This window comes from Burkholderia sp. AW33-5, from assembly GCF_053427615.1.
In genome coordinates this window covers 109,721-128,120 of sequence record NZ_JBSAXA010000012.1, presented here as the reverse complement: position 1 = coordinate 128,120, position 18,400 = coordinate 109,721, and the positions used below count along the sequence as shown (strand labels likewise).

Annotated in this window: 13 protein-coding genes; 3 read left to right on the top strand and 10 right to left on the bottom strand. The window is 69.4% G+C overall.

Annotated elements, in window-relative coordinates; translation table 11 throughout:
- Positions 1-20: 20 nt before the first annotated feature.
- Genes ACV22V_RS20015 through ACV22V_RS20005 form a run of 3 tightly spaced genes read right to left on the bottom strand, consistent with a single transcriptional unit; the run spans position 21 to position 3,035 of the window.
- Positions 21-1,109, bottom strand: coding sequence for an extracellular solute-binding protein (locus ACV22V_RS20015; RefSeq protein ID WP_448015247.1), 1,089 nt, complete (start codon positions 1,107-1,109; stop codon positions 21-23).
- 35 nt (positions 1,110-1,144) lie between these two features.
- The gene (locus ACV22V_RS20010; protein WP_059698066.1) at positions 1,145-2,176 is read right to left on the bottom strand and encodes an ABC transporter ATP-binding protein; all 1,032 of its coding nucleotides are present in this window, start codon (positions 2,174-2,176) and stop codon (positions 1,145-1,147) included.
- 7 nt (positions 2,177-2,183) lie between these two features.
- The gene (locus tag ACV22V_RS20005) at positions 2,184-3,035 is read right to left on the bottom strand and encodes an ABC transporter permease (RefSeq protein ID WP_059698068.1); all 852 of its coding nucleotides are present in this window, start codon (positions 3,033-3,035) and stop codon (positions 2,184-2,186) included.
- A 162-nt stretch (positions 3,036-3,197) separates the two neighbouring features.
- Here ACV22V_RS20005 and ACV22V_RS20000 point away from each other — a divergent pair, with 162 nt between their 5' ends.
- On the top strand, positions 3,198-4,094 hold the full coding sequence (locus tag ACV22V_RS20000) for a LysR substrate-binding domain-containing protein (RefSeq protein WP_059528731.1): 897 nt from the start codon (positions 3,198-3,200) through the stop codon (positions 4,092-4,094).
- A gap of 62 nt (positions 4,095-4,156) precedes the next feature.
- On the opposite strand, the gene ACV22V_RS19995 is transcribed toward ACV22V_RS20000, so the two are convergent.
- The gene (locus ACV22V_RS19995) at positions 4,157-5,833 is read right to left on the bottom strand and encodes an alkaline phosphatase family protein (RefSeq protein WP_059689294.1); all 1,677 of its coding nucleotides are present in this window, start codon (positions 5,831-5,833) and stop codon (positions 4,157-4,159) included.
- Between the two features lie 291 nt (positions 5,834-6,124).
- On the opposite strand from ACV22V_RS19995, the gene ACV22V_RS19990 reads away from it, so the two are divergent.
- Positions 6,125-6,346 (top strand): hypothetical protein, encoded by a 222-nt coding sequence (locus tag ACV22V_RS19990; RefSeq protein ID WP_059448952.1) that lies wholly within the window; start codon positions 6,125-6,127, stop codon positions 6,344-6,346.
- A 69-nt stretch (positions 6,347-6,415) separates the two neighbouring features.
- Here the strand turns inward: ACV22V_RS19990 and ACV22V_RS19985 are convergent, their stop codons facing one another.
- Positions 6,416-10,225 carry a DUF748 domain-containing protein gene (locus tag ACV22V_RS19985; RefSeq protein WP_448015244.1) on the bottom strand — a complete coding sequence of 1,270 codons (3,810 nt, stop codon included), beginning with the start codon at positions 10,223-10,225 and terminating at the stop codon, positions 6,416-6,418.
- A gap of 152 nt (positions 10,226-10,377) precedes the next feature.
- Positions 10,378-11,817, bottom strand: coding sequence for a DUF1254 domain-containing protein (locus ACV22V_RS19980; RefSeq protein WP_448015242.1), 1,440 nt, complete (start codon positions 11,815-11,817; stop codon positions 10,378-10,380).
- A gap of 379 nt (positions 11,818-12,196) precedes the next feature.
- Between ACV22V_RS19980 and ACV22V_RS19975 the strand changes: the two genes are divergently transcribed.
- The gene (locus ACV22V_RS19975; RefSeq protein WP_448015241.1) at positions 12,197-15,010 is read left to right on the top strand and encodes a heavy metal translocating P-type ATPase; all 2,814 of its coding nucleotides are present in this window, start codon (positions 12,197-12,199) and stop codon (positions 15,008-15,010) included.
- A gap of 170 nt (positions 15,011-15,180) precedes the next feature.
- On the opposite strand, the gene ACV22V_RS19970 is transcribed toward ACV22V_RS19975, so the two are convergent.
- The 4 genes from ACV22V_RS19970 to ACV22V_RS19955 all read right to left on the bottom strand — a co-directional run bounded on the left by ACV22V_RS19970 (position 15,181) and on the right by ACV22V_RS19955 (position 18,321).
- Complete coding sequence (locus ACV22V_RS19970) at positions 15,181-15,660, bottom strand: GNAT family N-acetyltransferase (protein WP_059698078.1); 480 nt, start codon at positions 15,658-15,660, stop codon at positions 15,181-15,183.
- 162 nt (positions 15,661-15,822) lie between these two features.
- Complete coding sequence (locus ACV22V_RS19965; protein WP_175908567.1) at positions 15,823-15,978, bottom strand: hypothetical protein; 156 nt, start codon at positions 15,976-15,978, stop codon at positions 15,823-15,825.
- Positions 15,979-16,153: 175 nt separating this feature from the next.
- Positions 16,154-17,518, bottom strand: a complete 1,365-nt coding sequence (locus ACV22V_RS19960; protein WP_448015239.1) for a flagellar hook-length control protein FliK — start codon at positions 17,516-17,518, stop codon at positions 16,154-16,156.
- A gap of 104 nt (positions 17,519-17,622) precedes the next feature.
- Positions 17,623-18,321 carry an MgtC/SapB family protein gene (locus ACV22V_RS19955; protein ID WP_059528748.1) on the bottom strand — a complete coding sequence of 233 codons (699 nt, stop codon included), beginning with the start codon at positions 18,319-18,321 and terminating at the stop codon, positions 17,623-17,625.
- Positions 18,322-18,400: the final 79 nt, after the last annotated feature.

Genomic DNA, 18,400 nt, shown 5'->3' with positions numbered 1-18,400 from the left:
AAACCCGCATCGCGCGCCCCTTACTTGCCGAGCGTGGCCTGCGACCAGAGCTGGTCGACTTCGGCCTTGTGCGTCGCGGCCTTCGCGACGTCCAGCGGACGCACCTGCGGCGCGTTCGGCAGCTTCGCCGCGACGTCCTGCGCGACCGGCGTGCCGGGCACGGCCGGGCGCACGTAGCCCTGCGCGAACAGCCCCTGCCCGACGTCGCTCATCACGAGGTTGAGCCACAACTGCGCGGCGGCCGGATTCGGTCCGTTCTTCACGAGACTCATCGCATACGGCGCCGATACGCTGCCGTCCTGCGGAATCACGACTTCGGCCGCATCGCCCATGCCGTCCGTGTACTTGGCCTTGAGCCCGTCGTTCTCGTAGCCGATCAGGATCGGAATCTCGCCCTTGACGAATTTCGCGTACGGCGTCGTCCCCTCGACGCGCAGCACGTTGCCCGCCTGCTTCAGCTTGCCGAAGAACTCCGCGCCCGGCTTCGGGTTGTCGACGCTGCCGCCGTTCGCATACGCAGCGGCGAACACGGCGACCTGCCCCTGCCCGGTCGAGCGCGGGTCGAGATAGACGACCGCATTGCGATATTCGGGTTTCAGCAGGTCGGACCAGCGCTGCGGCACGTTCTTCACGAGCTTCTTGTTGACGAGCAACGCGATGTTCAGCGAGTGCACCGCGAACCAGCGGCCGTCGGCCGCGCGGAACACCGTGGGCAGCTTGTCGAAATTGACCGGCTTGAACGGCGCGACGACGTCCTTGGCCGTCGCATCGAGCGCCGACGCCGCGAAGTAGTAGGCCGTGTCGGCCTGCGGGCGACGTCGCGACTTGTCGAGCGCGACGACCGTGGCCGCCGATCCGATGTCGTTGTACGTGATCTCGACCTTCGGGTAACGCTTGCGGAATTCGGCGAACAGCGACTTCCAGTTCGCCCACTCCGGGCCCGTGTCGAACGACACGACGAGCCCTTCGTCGGCGGCCTTCTCGTACAGCGCATCCTCGCCCGGATACAGCGGCGCGGCATGGGCCAGCGCCGGCGCGAGGGTCGCGAACGCGCAGAGCGCCAGCAGGCGGCGGCGCATCGCATGAAGAAAGTGGCGGCGTGCGGACATCGTGATTCTCCGTTGAATGAATAGGTCGCCCGCGCTCACGCGGCGGGCAGCACGAGCAAATGGCGCGGCTCGATCGACACGCAGCGCGCGGGCAGTTCGCGTCCTTCGCCGAGCAGTGCGTCGGTCGCGCCGGCCGGCACGAAATCGAAGCGCTGTGTCGCGCCGAAGTAGCGCACCTCGCCGACCCGGCCATCGATGCGGTTCGCGACGTACGCGGGGGGATCGGGCTGCAGGTGTTCCGGACGGATCAGCACCTCGACCGGGTCGCCCGGCCGGTGCGCGCCCGTATCCGCGCACAGCGTCGTGAACCGCACGTCGACCGCGCCATGTGCGAGCACACGGCCGCGCAGCAGCGTCGAATGGCCGACGAAACGCGCGACCTGCGCGGTCGCCGGACGCTCGTACAAGTCGCGCGGGGTGCCGGCCTGGAGCATGCGTCCGCCGTCGACGATCGCCACGCGGTCGGCCATGCTGAGCGCTTCGTCCTGGTCGTGCGTGACGAGCAGCGTCGTCGCGCCGCATGCGCGCTGCAGCGCGCGGATCTCGTCGCGCAACTGGTGGCGAATGCCGGCGTCGAGCGCCGCGAGCGGCTCGTCGAGCAGCAGCAGCTTCGGTTCGATCACGAGCGCGCGGGCCAGCGCGACGCGCTGCTGCTGCCCCCCGGACAGCAGCGCCGTGCCGCGCCCGGCCTGCGCGGCGAGACCGACACGTTCGAGCATCTCGAGCGCGCGGCGGCGGCGCGGCGCCGCGGCCATGCCGCGCATCTTCAGGCCATAGGCGACGTTGTCGACGACCGACAGGTTCGGAAACAGCGCGTAGTGCTGAAACACCATCCCGACCTCGCGCTGCCACACCGGCACGCCGGCCATGTCGCGACCGCCGATCGCGATACGGCCGCGGTAGCCGTCGAGCAGGCCGGCGGCGAGGCGCAGCAGCGTCGATTTGCCGGAGCCGCTGCGGCCCATCACGGCGAGCAGTTCGCCCTGGGCCGCGGACAGCGTGACCGCGTCGACGCCGTGACGGGCGCCCGGATACTGGAAGCTGACGTTTTCGAAATCGAGACTCATGACGGTTTCACTTCAGGCGTTGCACGGTGAAGACGGAGGCGAGCGTCGCGAGCACGGCGAGGACGAGCAGCACGACGGTCGCCGCGCAGGCCATCCCGGACGCGCCGTAGAACGCCTGCAGCAGCACGATCGGATAGTTGCGGTAACGGAAGCCGGCGATGAGGTTCGAGATCTGGAATTCGCCGATCGACAGCGCGGCGACCATCACGAGGCCGGAGAACAGGCTGTGCCGCAGGTTCGGCAGCACGATCGTGACGAACTGGCGCAGCGGCGTCGCGCCGAGCGTCGCCGCACATGCCTCGAGATGCGCGAGGCCCAGGTGCCGCAGGTCGCTCAGCAGCGTCTGCAACAGGTACGGCAGCGTCAGCACGGCGTGCGCGGCGATCATCAGCGGCAGCGTGCCGAGCCACGGCAGCGCATCGCCGCTGAAGATCGCGATGTAGCCGAACCCGAGCGTCAGCGCCGGCACCGCGATCGGCATCAGCATCACGATGCGCGCCGCGAAGCCGCGGCCGGCCAGTGCGCGGTGATGCAGCGCATACGCGAGCGGCAGCGCCAGCACGGCATTGATCGCGCAGCAGGCGAGCGCGACCGCGAGGCTCGTGCCGAATGCGCGGGTGAAGCTGCGATTCGCGGCCAGATCGACGAACCAGTGCGACGTGATGCCGGTCGGCAGCAGCGTGTTCGTCCACGACTGGCCGACCGAGCCGATCAGCAGCAGCACGATCGGCAGCGCGAGATACAGCCCGAACGCCGCGACGAACGCCCGCAGCAGCAGGCGTCCCGCCATCGCGCGCGGCCGTTTGTTACGACGAATCGGAATAGCTTCGGCAAGGGCCGGAGCGGATGGCGAATGCATGGCGAATCTCGCTGACGGACACGGAACGGGTCACGCAACGCCCGCCGGGCCGGGCCGGCACGCGTTGTCGTGACGGACGCAGTGTGCGGATCCGACATGGCATCGTCATGAAAAAAACGTACAACGCCCGCATCGATCTGTGCGCGCAAGGAATAGTTCGCCGTGAAGCACCTGTTTCCCAACGTCGCGGAACTGCACGCGTTCGCGAGTTCCGTGAAGTACCTGAACTTCTCGTATGCGGCGCGCGAGCTCGGCCTGACGCCGAGCGCGGTCAGCCGGCAGATCGCGAATCTCGAGGCGCTGTTCGGCGTGAAGCTGTTCGTGCGCGAGGGGCGCAATCTCGCGCTCACGCGGGCCGGGCAGGTTTATCACGCGCGCGTGATCGGCCCGCTGCGCGAGATCGGCAACGCATCGATCGAATTGCTGAGCGCGCGCGAGGACAGCGACCTGCTGACGATCGCCAGCGTGCCGACCTTCACGACGAAGTGGCTGGTGCCGCGTCTCGCGCGCTTTCTGGCCGTCGCGCCAGCGGTCACGCTGAGTTTTCGCCGCCATCTCGCGCACGGCGACGTGTTTCCGTTCGGGCTCGACGCGGCGATCCGCTATGGCGACGGCGCATGGGAAGGCGTCCGGTGCGATTACCTGGACGGCCGCACGTTCGTGCCGGTCTGTTCCGGCGAATTCGCGGCGCGGCATGCGCTGCGCACGCCCGCCGACACGGCCGCCGCGCCGCGGCTCGTGCACGAGCAGGCGGAAATCGCGTGGTCGCTCTGGGCGGAGCGCCATCGCGTCGCCCGGATGAACGCGCTCGCGGGGCCGCGCTTCGAACAGTATTCAGTGCTGATCCAGGCCGCGCAAGCCGGGCTCGGGCTCGCGCTCGTGCCGCGCTTCCTGATCGTCGACACGCTCGCGAGCGGCGCGCTCGTCGAACCGTTCGACGCGCCCGTCGACGTCGACGCGCAGGGGCACTACCTGTGCTACGCGCCGGAGCGCCTCGAGACGAGCGCCGCGTTGCGGCGCTTCAGGGAATGGATGCTCGACGAATGCGCGGATCGATGAGCGTGCCCGACAGGGCCGGGCACGCGTGGACGGCACGTCGCCGTGCCGCCCGTCACGTTGCGTCAGTGGTCGATACCGAGCCCCGGCAGCACGTGCGTGTTCTCGGCCACGACCGCGTGCAGCAGCTTCGGTTCGGCGCCGAGCAGCCCGAGGATGGTCGGCGCGACCTGCTTCGTGCCGACGAGATCGCTCACGGTGCGCGCGCGGTGGAGGCCCGGATACGACACGAGCAGGCCGAGGTGGCTGTCGTCCGGCGCGTTGCCGCCGTGCTCCTCGTCCTTCTTCGTGCTCGACGTGTAGATCACGCCCGGATTCGGCTGGACGACGATGTCCGGCGTGCGGCCGTTCGCCGGATCGCCGAACCGGTCGGCCAGCGCCGCGCCGTACAGGATGTATGCCTGCGAGCCGTCGGCGCAGATTCCCGGCGCGTTGCAGCCGAGGTTCGCCTTCAGCGTCTGCACCACGGCCGTGCGCTGGCTGCGGTCGCGCAGCCAGATCAGGCCGACGTCGTCGGTCTGCACGAAGCCCGTGCCGACCAGGCCCGAACCGTCGTTCAGGTTGCCCGTCGTCGTGTTGTTCTGGCCGAAGTTGCCGTTCGGGTCGAGATAGTTGTTCGCTTCGAGCAGTTTCGTCAGCGTGTCGCCGTTCTTCACGAGCTTCGTGTGATCGGTCGGCGACTGGCCGTGCTTCGCCGTGACGATCACCGCCGTCGACGTGTACAGGTTGCGCTGCTTCAACTCGTTGACGATGCGGCCGATCGAATTGTCGACGTACGTGATCGCGTTCGCGACCTGGCCGTTCGGCGTGAAGTTCGCGTCGAGATAGCCGCCGCCCTTCGCGACCGGCGCCTTCTGCGCGACGCTGAGCGTCTGGAAGTTGGCGCCGAACAGCGTCGGCACCGGCGCGTTCTTCGTGCCGGTCGAGTCGCGGCCGTCGATCTGGTTGACCAGCGCCTGCACGTGCAGGTTGTCGAAGCGCGCGGTGTGCGAATAGACGTCGGTGTAGGCGGTGTTCGTCGCCGGGTCGATCGAATTGATCTCGGTGCGCATCAGATCGTCGACGCCGGTGCCCGACGGGCCGTTCAGCCAGTCGTAGCCCCACGCGTGCTTGTCGGCCCATGCGGTGTATGCGTTCGGCACGCCGGCCTTGACGGCCTCGAACACCGTGTTGGTCTTCACGTAGTTGTGCGGATAGACCGGCACGCACTGGCCATTGACCTTCGCATGCGGGATCGCCTGCGGATTGAACGCGCCGCCGCCGTCGAGGTGCACGAGCGCGCCGCCGTTGATGGCGTCGATGCCGGTCGTCTCGTCGAACACGACGTTCCAGCCCTGCTTGCCCGAGCAGGTCGTGTCGCTCGGCGCATACAGATTGCGGTCGTACGACACGTCGTAGAACAGGCCGGCCGTCTTCGGCGAGCCGCCCGTCACGAGCGCCGCGAGGCCCGGGAACGAATCCGACAGGCCCGGCGTATAGGCGTTCGTGTACGTGACGCCGGTTTGCGCGAGCACCGCGATGTTCGGACACGTGTTCGCGCCGATGCAGCGCGCGAGGTCCTGCTCGTGCAGGCCGTCGACGCTGATCAGCAGCACGTGCTTCACGACGCGCCGGCCGTGGCCGGCGGCGTCGCCCTGACCGTTGCCGTCCTGCTGCGCGGCGTGGACACCCGCGCTTGCGAGCGCCAGCGCGCCCGCCACCATCGCCGCCACCTTCCGCTGCTTACCAAGGAAAGACATCATCACCCCACCTCATCGATTGACGTTGAACTGCGTGACCTGCCAACAGGCGCGCAAAATATGGCGGGATCGTGCGGCGGTCCGATGAAGCGGGGCTTTCTGTTTTCTGTCAAACGTAACCAATCGCAAATGACACGACGCCGTCGCAATGCAGGGTGCCCCAGGCGCACGCCGCGACGTGCGCACCGGGCCGGTGCATGGCGCGCGCCATCGCCCGCCGCGCGATTTTTTTTCCTGCTTGGCGCATGACTATTGGCGTGTGATAAAGGGTTTTCCCTGACCCGGAGCACGACTATGTCGACCCTGGAAGCTCTCCGGTTCGTGCTGGACGATGCACGTACCCCCGAAATCATTCGCCATCACGTCGTCGACGCGCTGCAGTACGCGCTGCGCAACTACGGACAGGTGTTCACCGCGAAGGAAGTCGAGTGGCTGACGCAGTGGGACGACGCCCGCCTGCCGCTGGCCGCGAGGAAGGAACTGGACAAGCGCGAACCGGCGATCGCCGAGCGCTGACAGGAAGGCGCGCCGCCGCGCCCGATTGCCGGTCGGGCGCGGCGGCGGCGGATGATGGCGTGACGCGGCTTACTGCAGGCCGAAGTCGACGCGCGTCGTCGCGCCCTTGTCCTCGATGCCCTTCGCATCGAGCTTCGGCGCCACGACGAACATGCGGCTCGAATCGATCTTGCCGTCGAGGTATTGGCGCACGGCCTCCGCGCGCCGCTGCGCGAGCGCGCGCAGCGCATTGTCGTCGGCCGGCGCGTGATCGGCGAGCGCCTGCTTCATGTCCGCATCGGGCAGCGTCTTCTGCAAGCCGATCAGGTTGCGCGGCTTCTTGAAGTCGGCGGCCTTGTACGCACGCGTCAGGTACTTGCTGTACTCGGCCGGTTCGACCTTCACCGACATCGGATCGATGCTCTCGCCCTGGCCGACCACGTCCTTCAGCTTTTGCTGACGCACCAGGCGCTCGACGTACGCGTCGCGCAGCCCCGGCGTGTCCTTCGCCGGATCGACGCGGCCGATCAGGTCCAGCCGGATCGACGGCTTTTCGGTCAGCATCTTCACGACGGTGTCGAGCTTCTTCTGCTGCGCGTCGGTCAGCGCATACGTGCCCGGCGCGAACTCGACGTAGCCGAGATCCTCGCCGCCGCTGCCGCCGAACGCGTTCGCGAGCAGCGTGAACGGCGACGTGACGGCCTTCGCGATCAGGTTCAGCACCGCACGCCAGATCAGCCCGCCGACGCTGAACTCCGGATTCGACAGCGAGCCCGACACCGGCAGGTTCACGTCGATCTCGCCGCGCGTGTTCTTCAGGAGCGAGATCGCGAGCTTCACGGGCAGCTTCGTCGCCGTGTCGTTCTCGACGTGATCGCCGAACGTGAGCTGGTCGATGAAGATGTGGTTGTTCGCCTGCAGCTGATCGTTCGCGAGCTGGTAGTGCAGGTCGACGTTGAGCTTGCCCTTCGTGATCGGATAGCCGGCGTACTTCGCCGAATACGGCGTCAGGTTGGTCAGCTCGATGTCGTGCGCGGTCGCCGTGAGGTCCAGCGCCGGCTTGTCGATCAGCGGGTTCACCGAGCCCTTGATCGAGATCGGCCCGTTGCCCGCGAGGTTCGCGGCGACGTCGACCGGCGCGGACGTCGTCGAGTCCGTGCCGAACGCGCCGACCGTCCCCTTGATCGCGACCAGGTTCGCCGTGTAGTTCGGCTTGATGAAGTTGTCGGTGTAGGTCACGCGGCCGTTCTGCAGCAGGAGCTGGCCGAAATGCATGCGCACCGGATTCTGCGGCGGCGGCGCGGCCTTCACGACGACCGTCGCCGATGCGGCGGCCGGCGCGGACGCCTGCTGCACGGCCGCGGCCGATGCGGCCTGCGCGGCGGCCGGCGGCGTCACGCCCGGCGACAGCGGCACGGGTTCGCCCTTGCTCGCGTCACGCGTGAGCGATTGCGCGGGGCCCGTCTCCTTCGCGACGACGTCCTTCAGGTTCAGCCGCCCCTGCGCATCGAGCAGCACGCGGCCGTAGAAGTTCGAGAACGTCACGCGCGCGGCGTCGACGTCGGTGCCCTTCTCGTCGTAGTTCACCTTCAGGTTCGACAGCGCGAGCGAGCGCCAGCCCGCGAACGGGTCGGACGTCGCCTTGTCGAGCATCCGCACGTCGACCAGCGCGACATCGCCGCGATAGGTCGCGCGCGGCGTGTCCTTCACCTGCGCGAACGTCAGGTTGCCCTGCGCGTTGAGGAGTGCGCTCGCGATGGTCGCGTTCAGCGCGCTGCCGAAGTACGGCTCGAACGCGGCTGCGTCGAGGCGGTTGCCGTTGATCTTCAGGCCGAGCTTCAGCGGCTGCGCGGTCACGTCGCCCGACACGTTCACCGAGCCCTTGCGGTTCAGCGTCGCCTTCAGTTGCACCGGCAGCGGCTTCGTCATGTCGTCGCTGATCTTCTGCACCGACAGGTCGAGCGGCTTGATCGCGAGCTTCACCGGACGCGGCGTCGACAGGTCCGTGAAGTTCGCGGACGACTCCTTCACGTTCAGCGCGTCGATCCGGTAATGCCACGACGGCGCGGCCGCCTCGGCCTTGCGCGCGACCGTGCGCCTGGGCACCGCCGCCTGCGCGGGTTCGGCCAGCGCAGCCAGGTCGATCTTGCCGTCCTTCAGGCGCTTCACGTCGAGCGCGAGCCCGGTCGCATCGACGCTCGCGATTTCCGCGGTGCGCGCGGCGACGTCGACCTTCGCGATCTTCGCGCTCGCGTCGGGCAGCACGATCGCGGGCGCCTTCGCGTCCGGCGTCGCGAGCTTCAGCGACTTCAGGCTCACCGTGCTGTCGGCGACCTGCGCGTCGAGCGGCGTCTTGCCCCAGTCGGCCTTCGCGTTGACGCTCGCGCCGAGCGTGCCGTCGAGCACGCGCGCGCGGGTCGCCTCGCCGAGATACGGCTGCAGCGCCGGCAACGCGAGCGCGTCGACCGTCAGCTTCGTGTCGGCCTGCTTCGCGGCCAGGCTGAACGCGCCTTCGGCCTTCACGTCACCGCCGCGCGACAGCGACGTCGACAGCGTGTATTTCGCGGGCGTCTTGCCCTGCAGCGTGAAGCCGTCGAGCGTCGCGGCGAGCTTCGTCAGCGACAGCGCGGTCGGCGTCGCGGGCACGCGGTCGTCGACGTTGATCGTGCCGCCGTCGATCGCGAAATGACGGATCGTCAGGTCGAGCGGCGGCGCTTCCTTCGCGGCGGCTTCGGCCTTCGCGCCGCTCGCGGCGTTGGCGTTGGCGGCGGCGGCGGTCGATGCGGCGGCGCCCGACGCGGCAGGCTTGCCCGTGTCTGCCTTTGGCGCGGCGGCCGGCGTGCCGGCGAGCTTCTCGACGTTCAGCACGCCCTGCTTGTCGCGCGCCAGGTCGACGACCGGCTGGTCGAGCCGGATCTCGTCGAAATGCAGCACGTTGCGCAGCGGCTCGAGGCCGGCGGCCGCGACGTGCACGCCGCGCGCGGCGAACAGCGGCGCGGACGCGCGGTCGGTCACCTTCGCGTCGTTGAGATCCACGGTGCCCGACACGCGCAGCGACGGCGTGGCGCCGCTCATCACGAAGTTCAGCGTGAGGTCGCTGCTGAGCAGGCCGCTCGCGACGATCACCGGCAGCTTCGCCGGCGCGTAGGAAATCAGCTTCGGCACGTCGAGCCGGTCGAACTTCAGCGCGACTTCCGACTCGCGCGACAGCGCGAACGGTTTCGTTTTGCCGTCGATCGCGATCGGGCTGCCGTCGATTCGCGCGCGCAGCTTCGGCTGCACGAAGATGTCGGTCTTCGACGGCAGCGTCGCGATGAACGGAATGCCGAGCGTCCAGTTGTCGACCACGTGCTTTTCGTTCAGCAGGCGGTCGTCGAAGTCGATCCGCCCGTCGTTGACCTGAATGTTCGACACCGAGAAATGGGTCGGCTTGCTTTCGGGTTTGGACGGCGTCGAGAACTTCTCGATCAGGTCGGTGAAGTTGAAGCGTTGCGCGTCGTAGCGGACGATGTGGAAGCGCGGCGAGTCGACGCGCACTTCGTTGACGATCGGCGCGCCGCGGAACAGCGACGACCACGACGGCCGCACGACGAGCTTGCCGATGTCGATGAAGTCGCCCTGGCCGCCGCGCTCGCCGACGTGCACGCCGTCGGCTTCGAGGTTCAGCGTGTACGGGTTCAGCGCGATGCGCTGGACGGTGGACGGCCGGCCGAGTTGCTGGCTCAGTTGCTGTTCGGCGATGTGGCGGATCAGCGGCGGCGCCGCGAAGAATCCGAGCAGTCCGAATAAAACGAGAAAGATCAGCACGCCGAGGCCGATACGTCGGGTCCGGCGCGAGCGTGCAACGCTGCCGAGGGCTTGGAAGGTCGAGGGTACGGTTTCTTTGTCTGCGCTTGACATGCTTGGATGCCTCGGGAATGGATGCCGGGCCGCGCCGGAAAACCGGCACGGCCGCGCACGCTATCCCGAAAGTATAGGCTCAGGTGGTGACGGAACGACGCTCGGGCGAGGCCGCCGCGCCCGCGAATCGGACAGCGGCGGCGCCCGTCGGTTCACTTTCGGACGACGACGGGCGGCATCCACGAGCCGTCGCTCGCCTGCGGCTTCGGTGCGTAGAGTCGCAGCGCGAGCGCGAAGTCGGCGCGCGGCGCCGGCAGCCAGTTGGCCGCGTGCGTGCCGCCCGGCGACGCCGACACGACCACGTCGATCGAGCCGTCGTGATTGCGGCGCAAGCGGTCGCGGTCGCCCAGCGAGCGGCGCGCCGAGCCGACGTCGGGCAGCGCGCCGTTCGTCGTGTACGGCGTGAGCGTCCAGAACCCGCGCACCGGCGGCAGCGCACCCGGCGCGAAGTGCAGCACGTAGCGGTTCGCGCCGTTCAGCGTGTGGCCGTCGCTATCGACGCGCACGAGCGCGAGCGTCTCGTCGTCGCGCGTCGCGGTGCCGAACTGCGTGTAGGCCGCGTATGCGCGCAGCGCATAGTCCTGGCCGTACTTGCCGGCCGTGTCGCCGATCCAGCTCCAGCCGTTCGCGTTCAGCAGGTTCGACGGCGGTGTCGCGAGCCGCGCGCGCGCCTCGGCGACGCCGGCCGTCGCGGCGTTGAGGCGATCGCCCGTCCACAGCACCGGGTAGCCGGCCGTCACGCCGATGTCGCCGAGCAATTCGTTCGCGTGCGCGTCGTCGGCCGGTGCCGGATTGTCCTGCAGCGCCCGCGCGAAGCGCGTGAAGAACGCCTTCGGATCGAGCGCGGCCACCTGCTCGGCCGGCGTGCCGCCGCTCGCCGCTTCCAACGGCGCGCTGCCCGCATGGACCGCGACCGACGCGCCGCGCGTGCTGCCCGTATAGACGGACAGCGGCACCACGCGGATCGCCCGCTGCAGTTTCTTCACGTTCGTGAGGTCGCGCCCGCCGCTCGTCTGCAGCCGCACCTCGAGCCACGCGTTGGCCGACGGCACGTCGATACGCAATGCGCCCTTCGGCAGCGTGCCCTGCCAGTCCTTCGCGGCGAAGGCAATCGTTTGCGATCGCGCGGCGCCGCGAGCGCCACGCGCCGCCACGCTCGACGACGACCACAGCACGTTCGTCCACATGTCGAGCGCGCGGGCATCCCAGTAGCGGCCGCGGGTATCCGGCAGCGTCACAATCACCGGCTCGGCACCGACGTCGAGCCAGCCGGTCGAGTCGAGCGTGTCGACGCCCGGCAGCGGCGGGTTGAGCGCGCCGACGGGCGGCAGCGCCTGCGCGTGGCGCAGCGTGTTGAGCGGCGCCTGGCCCGGCTGCGCGCTGTCGCCGCCCGTCGCGGCTTCCTTCGCGACGTCCATCAGCACGAGCGGATACGCGTATACATAGGAGTCGGCCACTTCGGCACGCATCCAGCCGGTTTTTCGCTGGATCGCGTCCGGCTGCGACGCGCATCCTTCCAGCAGCGCCGCCAGAGCCAGCGACGCGCCTGCCGCGCGCCGCAGAGAAATTGATTCTCGTAGGTTTTCAATCATTGAGTACTGGCCGAATATCGTTCTTGTCAGTCAACGCCTTGTTCGACTCACGATCGGCGAAAGCAAGGCACCCCAGCATGCCCGATCGCCGCTTCGCTCGGCGGGCGCTGATGTCAGGCCGGTATCATAGCGCCTAAGGGCATCCCCCAATATGCCGAATATCGGGCGCAGCGGTAGCCGGGCTGTCGTCGGCCCGGAGTTCCATTGATCCGGCCCTTGTCCGGAACCGGCCGCCGCCTGCGCGGGGCGGCATGTCGGGCGAGAATGGGCCGGCCGTCGGCACGATGCCGTATTGCATCGCCCCCCTTGACCTTCCCATCATGGGAATGTTGATACTGGCGTCATTCGCGGCACGAACCGCGCTTTTGGGGAATCCGACATGACTGAACCACTCGCCTCCGCCGACATGCAAACGATCGAACTGTCCATCGACGGCATGCATTGCGGCGGCTGCACGGGCCGCGTGCAGCGTGCGCTGGCCGCCGTGCCGGGCGTCGTCGAGGCAGCGGTCGATCTCGACGCGCATGCGGCGACGGTGACCGTGCAGGACACGGTCGAGCCCGCGCAGCTCGTTGCCGCGGTCGACGCCGCCGGCTATCGCGCCGCCGTGCGCGAAGCGGCGGTCGCAGCCGTTGCGTCCGCGCACGTCGAGCACGCGATGCACGCGACCGCCCGGCCCGCAGCGCCGGCGAGCGCACTGCCCGCGCCCGCCGCCGGCATCGAACTCGACATCGACGGCATGACCTGCGCGTCGTGCGTGTCGCGCGTCGAAAAGGCGCTGGCGAAGGTGCCCGGCGTCGCGCGCGCGTCCGTCAACCTCGCCACCGAGCGCGCGACCGTCGACGCGGCCCCGGACGTTTCCGCGTCGCAACTGGCCGAAGCCGTGCGGCAAGCCGGCTACGGCGCGACACCGGTCGCCGCGCCGCCGCCTCCGGGCGCTTCCCGCGATCTCGAATTCGACATCGGCGGCATGACGTGCGCATCCTGCGTCGGCCGCGTCGAAAAGGCGCTGGCCGCCGTGCCTGGCGTCACGCGCGCGTCGGTCAATCTCGCGACCGAACGCGCGTCGGTGCATGGCGCCGGCACGCTCGACGCCGCCACGCTGATCGCGGCGGTCACGACGGCCGGTTATCGGGCGTCGCTCGCCGTTGCGCCGGACGCGGACGCCTCGGCCGACGCCGAAGCCCGCGCCGCCGAACCCGCGCAAGCCCCCGACGCCCGCAAGCGCCGCGAAGCGATCCGCGAACGCAATCTCGTGATCGGCTCGGCCGTGCTGAGCGTGCCGCTCATCGTGCCGATGCTCGTCGCGCCGTTCGGCATCGACGCGATGCTGCCCGGCTGGCTGCAGCTCGCGCTCGCGTCGGTCGTCCAGTTCGGCTTCGGCGCACGCTTCTACCGCGCCGCCTGGCATGCGGTGAAGGCACGCACCGGCAACATGGACCTGCTCGTCGCGCTCGGCACATCGGCCGCGTACGGGCTGAGCCTGTGGATGCTGCTGCGCGACCCCGCGCACCCCGGCCATCTGTATTTCGAGGCATCGGCCGTCATCATCACGCTGGTGCGCTTCGGCAAATGGCTCGAAGCGCGCGCGAAACGCCAGACGACCGAGGCGATCCGCGCGCTGAATGCGCTGCGCCCCGACCGCGCGCGCGTCGTCGAGCACGGCGTCGAACGCGACGTGCCGCTGGCGCAGGTGCGGGTCGGCACGACCGTCAGCATCCGTCCCGGCGAGCGTGTGCCCGTCGACGGCCGGATCGCGTCGGGCCGCTCGCACGTCGACGAATCGCTGATCACCGGCGAAAGCCTGCCGGTGCCGAAGGAAGACGGCGATCCGGTCACGGCCGGCTCGATCAATGGCGAAGGCGCGCTCGTCGTCGAAACCACCGCGATCGGCGCGGAGACGACGCTCGCGCGCATCATCCGCCTCGTCGAATCCGCGCAGGCGGAAAAGGCGCCGATCCAGCGGCTCGTCGATCGCGTCAGCGAAGTGTTCGTGCCGGCGATCCTCGGCATCGCCGTGCTGACGCTGGCCGGCTGGCTGATCGCCGGCGCCGGCATCGAAACGGCGATCCTCAACGCGGTCGCGGTGCTCGTCATCGCGTGCCCGTGCGCGCTCGGCCTCGCGACGCCCGCCGCGATCATGGCGGGCACCGGCGTCGCGGCCCGCCATGGCGTGCTGATCAAGGATGCCCTGGCGCTCGAACTCGCGCAGCGCACCACGGTGATCGCGTTCGACAAGACCGGCACGCTGACCGAAGGCAAACCGTCCGTGACGGCATTCGACGCCGTCGGCGTCCCACGTGAGCGAGCGCTCGCTCTCGCGGCCGCGGTCCAGCGGCAAAGCGACCACCCGCTCGCGCGCGCCGTGGTCGCCGCGCACGATGCGGACGTCGTGGCCCGCGGCGGCGCGGGTTCGGCCGAGATCGTCGCGGCCGACGCGCGCGCGGTGGCCGGACGCGGCGTCGAGGCGCGCGTCGGCGGGGAGCGTCTCGCACTCGGCAGCACCCGCTGGCGCGACGAACTCGGCATCGTCGTGCCGCCGGAACTCGACGCGCGTGCCGCGGAATTCGAGCGCGCGGGCAACACGATCTCGTGGCTGATGCGTGCCGACGCGCCGCGCGCGCTGCTCGCGCTGATCGCGTTCGGCGACACCGTGAAGCCGGGCGCGCGCGACGCGATCGCGGCACTGTCGGCGCGTGGCGTCGCGAGCGTGCTCGTCACGGGCGACAACCGCGGCAGCGCAGCGGCCGTCGCGGCGACGCTCGGGATCGGCGAAGTGCATGCGCAGGTGCTGCCCGACGACAAGGCACGCGTGGTGGCCGAACTGAAACGCACGCACGGCGGAATCGTCGCGATGGTCGGCGACGGGATCAACGACGCGCCCGCGCTCGCCGCGGCCGACGTCGGCATCGCGATGGCGACCGGCACCGACGTCGCGATGCATACGGCCGGCATCACGCTGATGCGCGGCGACCCGGCGCTCGTCGCCGATGCGATCGACATCTCAAAGCGGACGTATCGGAAGATCCAGCAGAACCTGTTCTGGGCGTTCGTCTACAACCTGATCGGCGTGCCGCTCGCGGCGCTCGGCTGGCTGAATCCGGTGATCGCGGGCGCGGCGATGGCGTTCTCCAGCGTCAGCGTCGTGACGAACGCGCTGCTGCTGAGGAGATGGAAAGGCCGCGCACGCTGATGCGGGCCGCGACAAGCGCCGGGCCGTTCGATGGACGGCCCGGCGCTTGTCGTATCGGGAATCGCTTGCCGTCCGGCGGGGCGCAAATTGCATGCGCTGTGTCGGGACAGATCATTGGAAGGCGGCCGGAAAAAACGACAACGCGCGTCACCGACGCGCGCGTGCGGGCCTCAGCCCTGGACGACCGGCTTGATCAGCGTCGTCGTGATCGGCACGAAGCCGCACGCCCGATACAGCGCACGGGCCGCCGTGTTGTGATTGAACACCGACAGCCCGATTTCGGTGACGCCATGACGGCGCGCCTCGGCCTCGAGTGCGTCGAGCGCGCGCGTGGCCCAGCCCTGGCGGCGCCGGGTCGGGACGATGTCGAGATCGTAGATGAACAGCGTACGGTTCGGCCCTTCGGGCACGATCGCGTACCAGAGGTCGCCGACCGTGTCGCCGCTGGCGGTGTCGATCAGTTGGACGAGCGTCTGGCCGGAAGTGAGCAGGCCATCGGGAAGCAGCGTATCGAAGCAGGCGCGGGCGCGGGTCTGCGCGTCGTCGGTGGCGTTCTGCCCGGATGACACGAGATCGCGCGCGTAGCCGTCGATGGCGCGCGTGCGGTATGCGTGGAATTCACCGGCCGTCATCGGCCGCATCTGCAGCATGGCCCGGGTGTCGCGAGGGAAGTCGGACTTCCAGTGTAGCGGGACGGTCGCACCGGCGCGCGATGCGGCGGTGGAAAACGGGCAGGCAGAGGCGGCGAGCGCCGAATCAGCGAATCAGCGAATCAGCGAATCAGCGAATCAGCGAATCAGCGAATCAGCGAATCAGCGACGGTACAGGACGGTCGGAACGCGGTTCGCACGACGCACGCGCTCGGCTTCGGCGTGACGTGCAGCGTACGAATATTCCGCGTCGAGCGGCAGGTGCGGGGAGACGAACAGGTCGTCGATCTTTTGCAGCAGGGCAAGAATGAAGCTCATGTGAGACTCCTGACAGATGATTCTAGGGTTTTCCCTTAGATGGATGCCATTCTAAGGGTTTTCCCTGAACTCTGCCAGCTCACCGCATCAGTTTGCCGCACCCGCGCCACCGCCGATCGACGGCACGCCCCGACGCGCCTTGTCACGCCAGGGTTTGCAGGTAGGGTCGGACGATTTAGCGCGTTCGACGCACGCGCTTCGCGGCCGCCGCCTCGCGGTTCGCATTGCGCTGCAGCCGGTCGACCTGCGACAGCATCGCTTCGTGGTGTTCCGCGAGCGTCATCAGCGTTGCCTGCTGCGTCGACAGATCGGCAGCCAGCCGGTCGATCCGCTGCTGCCGGGCGTCGACTTCCTGCTTCAGGTGCGCGATTTGCCGCGTTTGCAGCACCAGCGCGACGAGCCCCGCGAACACGACGATCGCCAGCGCCAGCAGCAGCCGGTTGACGCGACGCATCTCGCGATCGGCCGCCTGCTTCATGCCGGCCGTCTCGGCCTGCAGCGCGGCGAGCCGGTCCGACAGCGGGCGCAGTTGCGTGTCGGGATCGAAGGCCGACGCGCTCGACGTGGCCGGTTGCGCACGTTCCGCCGACGGCTTCGTCACGAACGACGCCGCGGACGCAACAGGCTGCGCGAACAGCGCGGCCGGCGCCGCGGCTGCTTGCGCGGCGTCATGGGCACGCGCGGCAACCGCGGGCTCGGCCGGTTCGGCGGTCGCCGACCGTTCAGTGGATGGCGCCAGGTGCTGCGCCGGGGTCGCTTCCGACGCCGCATCGACCGCAGCCACTTCCGGCGCGCCACGCGCCGTTGCCGCCTCGCGCGCGCCAGCGGCCGCGCGGCGCTTGCCGCCGGCGGCTGCGCGACGCCCCTTCGCGGTCTCGCCGGGTGTTCGCACTGCTTCGTCGCGTGTGGCTGGCACGGCGGCGTCTTCGGGCTCACCGCTCGCTTTCACGGGTCCGTCGCCGACGACTGCGTCGACCGCACCTTCCGCCGCTCCGACATTCGCCGTCGAACGATCGGTGTGCGTCCCGGCCGCGTCGTCTGCTTCCGCCACGCCGTCGGTCTTCACCTGGCTGCCGTCGGTTGCCGGCTCGCCCGCTGCAGTCGCGGCGACACCATCGGGCAGCCGCGCCTCGCCGGGCTTCGTTGCATCGGCATCGGCCACGTCGCCGCTTTCACGCGTCGACGCAGGCGCCGTCGTTTTCGCGACGGCCCCGCCGTCGGCGCCCGGCGTGCCGAACCCATCCAGCGTCGCCTGCCGACCGCCGTCATCGCTGTCCGCGACGGCGGCCGCCGTGTCGGCATCCACCGCCCCGTCATCGCGCGACACCACCGGCCCACGCGCAGCCGGCTCGAGCACCGGATCGCCGAACAGGTCGAGCGTGCGTTCGTCCCGCGGCGCATCGCCGCCCGTCGCGTTGCCGGACCGCGCGGTTGCCCTCGCGGCGGTGTCTGCCGCGGCCGCGACGGAACGCGGACGCGAACGGGCCGACGAGCGGTCGGAGCGGGAACGGGAGCGAGGCAGGGAAACGGATTCGGTCATGGAGTCGGATTACAGGTCCGCGAACGCGGAACCGGATGTCGAACGGAATCAGTGACCGGCCATTGTCGCATGACCGATCGCCGATCCGGCCGATCGGATGCCGTCTATTCGTCGCCCGACAGCCCGCCGCCTTCCTCGAATCGCGTCACGCACGACAGCCCGCGCAGCTTGTCGCAGATCGCGCGGTATTCGAGATCCGACACGCGCCCGAGCGCGATGCGCACCTCGTCGTGCTCGCCCGTGTCGTCGGCGCGCTGCACGATGAATTGCTTCACGCGCGCGCTGTCGGGGCCGAGGGCCGCGTGCAGCGAATCGAACGTCAACGCGCCGCCCACCACCGTCAGCGCGAGCTGACGCCGCTGCCGCACCGTGAAGTAGCGGCGCTCGAGCGGCTTGATGCCGGCCAGGATGATCAGGATGATGATCGTCGCGGAAATCGACGCGACGTACAGTCCGCCGCCCACCGCGAGGCCGATCGCGGCGACCGACCAGAGGCTCGCGGCCGTCGTCAGCCCGCGCACGATCTCGCCACGCAGCAGGATCGAGCCCGCGCCGAGGAAACCGATGCCCGAGACCACCTGCGCGGCGATCCGCGACGGATCGAGCACGATGTGGTCGCTGCTGCCCAGCACATCGGCGAAACCGAACGCCGACACGATCATGATGAGCGTCGAGCCGACACAGACCAGCATGTGCGTGCGCAGGCCGGCCGCCCACGACAGGCGCTCCCGCTCGAAGCCGATGACACTGCCGAGCGCCGCCGCGAGGACCAGGCGCATCACGAGTTCCAGGTTGCCGAGCATCCGATTTCTCTCCCGTTTTGAAGACTGCCGCGCGGAATGGTTTATCCTTGGCCCCGGCCGCGCCGCTCCGCGCCGACTC

What these genes read in the sequence shown, in the direction of transcription:
- ACV22V_RS19995 (WP_059689294.1), bottom strand. Translation starts at nt 5,833, where the DNA reads ATGATGTCTTTCCTTGGTAAGCAGCGGAAGGTGGCGGCGATGGTGGCG.
- ACV22V_RS19955 (WP_059528748.1), bottom strand. Translation starts at nt 18,321, where the DNA reads ATGCTCGGCAACCTGGAACTCGTGATGCGCCTGGTCCTCGCGGCGGCG.
- ACV22V_RS19985 (WP_448015244.1), bottom strand. Translation starts at nt 10,225, where the DNA reads ATGTCAAGCGCAGACAAAGAAACCGTACCCTCGACCTTCCAAGCCCTC.
- ACV22V_RS19970 (WP_059698078.1), bottom strand. Translation starts at nt 15,660, where the DNA reads ATGCTGCAGATGCGGCCGATGACGGCCGGTGAATTCCACGCATACCGC.
- ACV22V_RS19975 (WP_448015241.1), top strand. Translation starts at nt 12,197, where the DNA reads ATGACTGAACCACTCGCCTCCGCCGACATGCAAACGATCGAACTGTCC.
- ACV22V_RS19990 (WP_059448952.1), top strand. Translation starts at nt 6,125, where the DNA reads ATGTCGACCCTGGAAGCTCTCCGGTTCGTGCTGGACGATGCACGTACC.
- ACV22V_RS19960 (WP_448015239.1), bottom strand. Translation starts at nt 17,518, where the DNA reads ATGACCGAATCCGTTTCCCTGCCTCGCTCCCGTTCCCGCTCCGACCGC.
- ACV22V_RS20015 (WP_448015247.1), bottom strand. Translation starts at nt 1,109, where the DNA reads ATGTCCGCACGCCGCCACTTTCTTCATGCGATGCGCCGCCGCCTGCTG.
- ACV22V_RS20005 (WP_059698068.1), bottom strand. Translation starts at nt 3,035, where the DNA reads ATGCATTCGCCATCCGCTCCGGCCCTTGCCGAAGCTATTCCGATTCGT.
- ACV22V_RS20010 (WP_059698066.1), bottom strand. Translation starts at nt 2,176, where the DNA reads ATGAGTCTCGATTTCGAAAACGTCAGCTTCCAGTATCCGGGCGCCCGT.
- ACV22V_RS19965 (WP_175908567.1), bottom strand. Translation starts at nt 15,978, where the DNA reads ATGAGCTTCATTCTTGCCCTGCTGCAAAAGATCGACGACCTGTTCGTC.
- ACV22V_RS19980 (WP_448015242.1), bottom strand. Translation starts at nt 11,817, where the DNA reads ATGATTGAAAACCTACGAGAATCAATTTCTCTGCGGCGCGCGGCAGGC.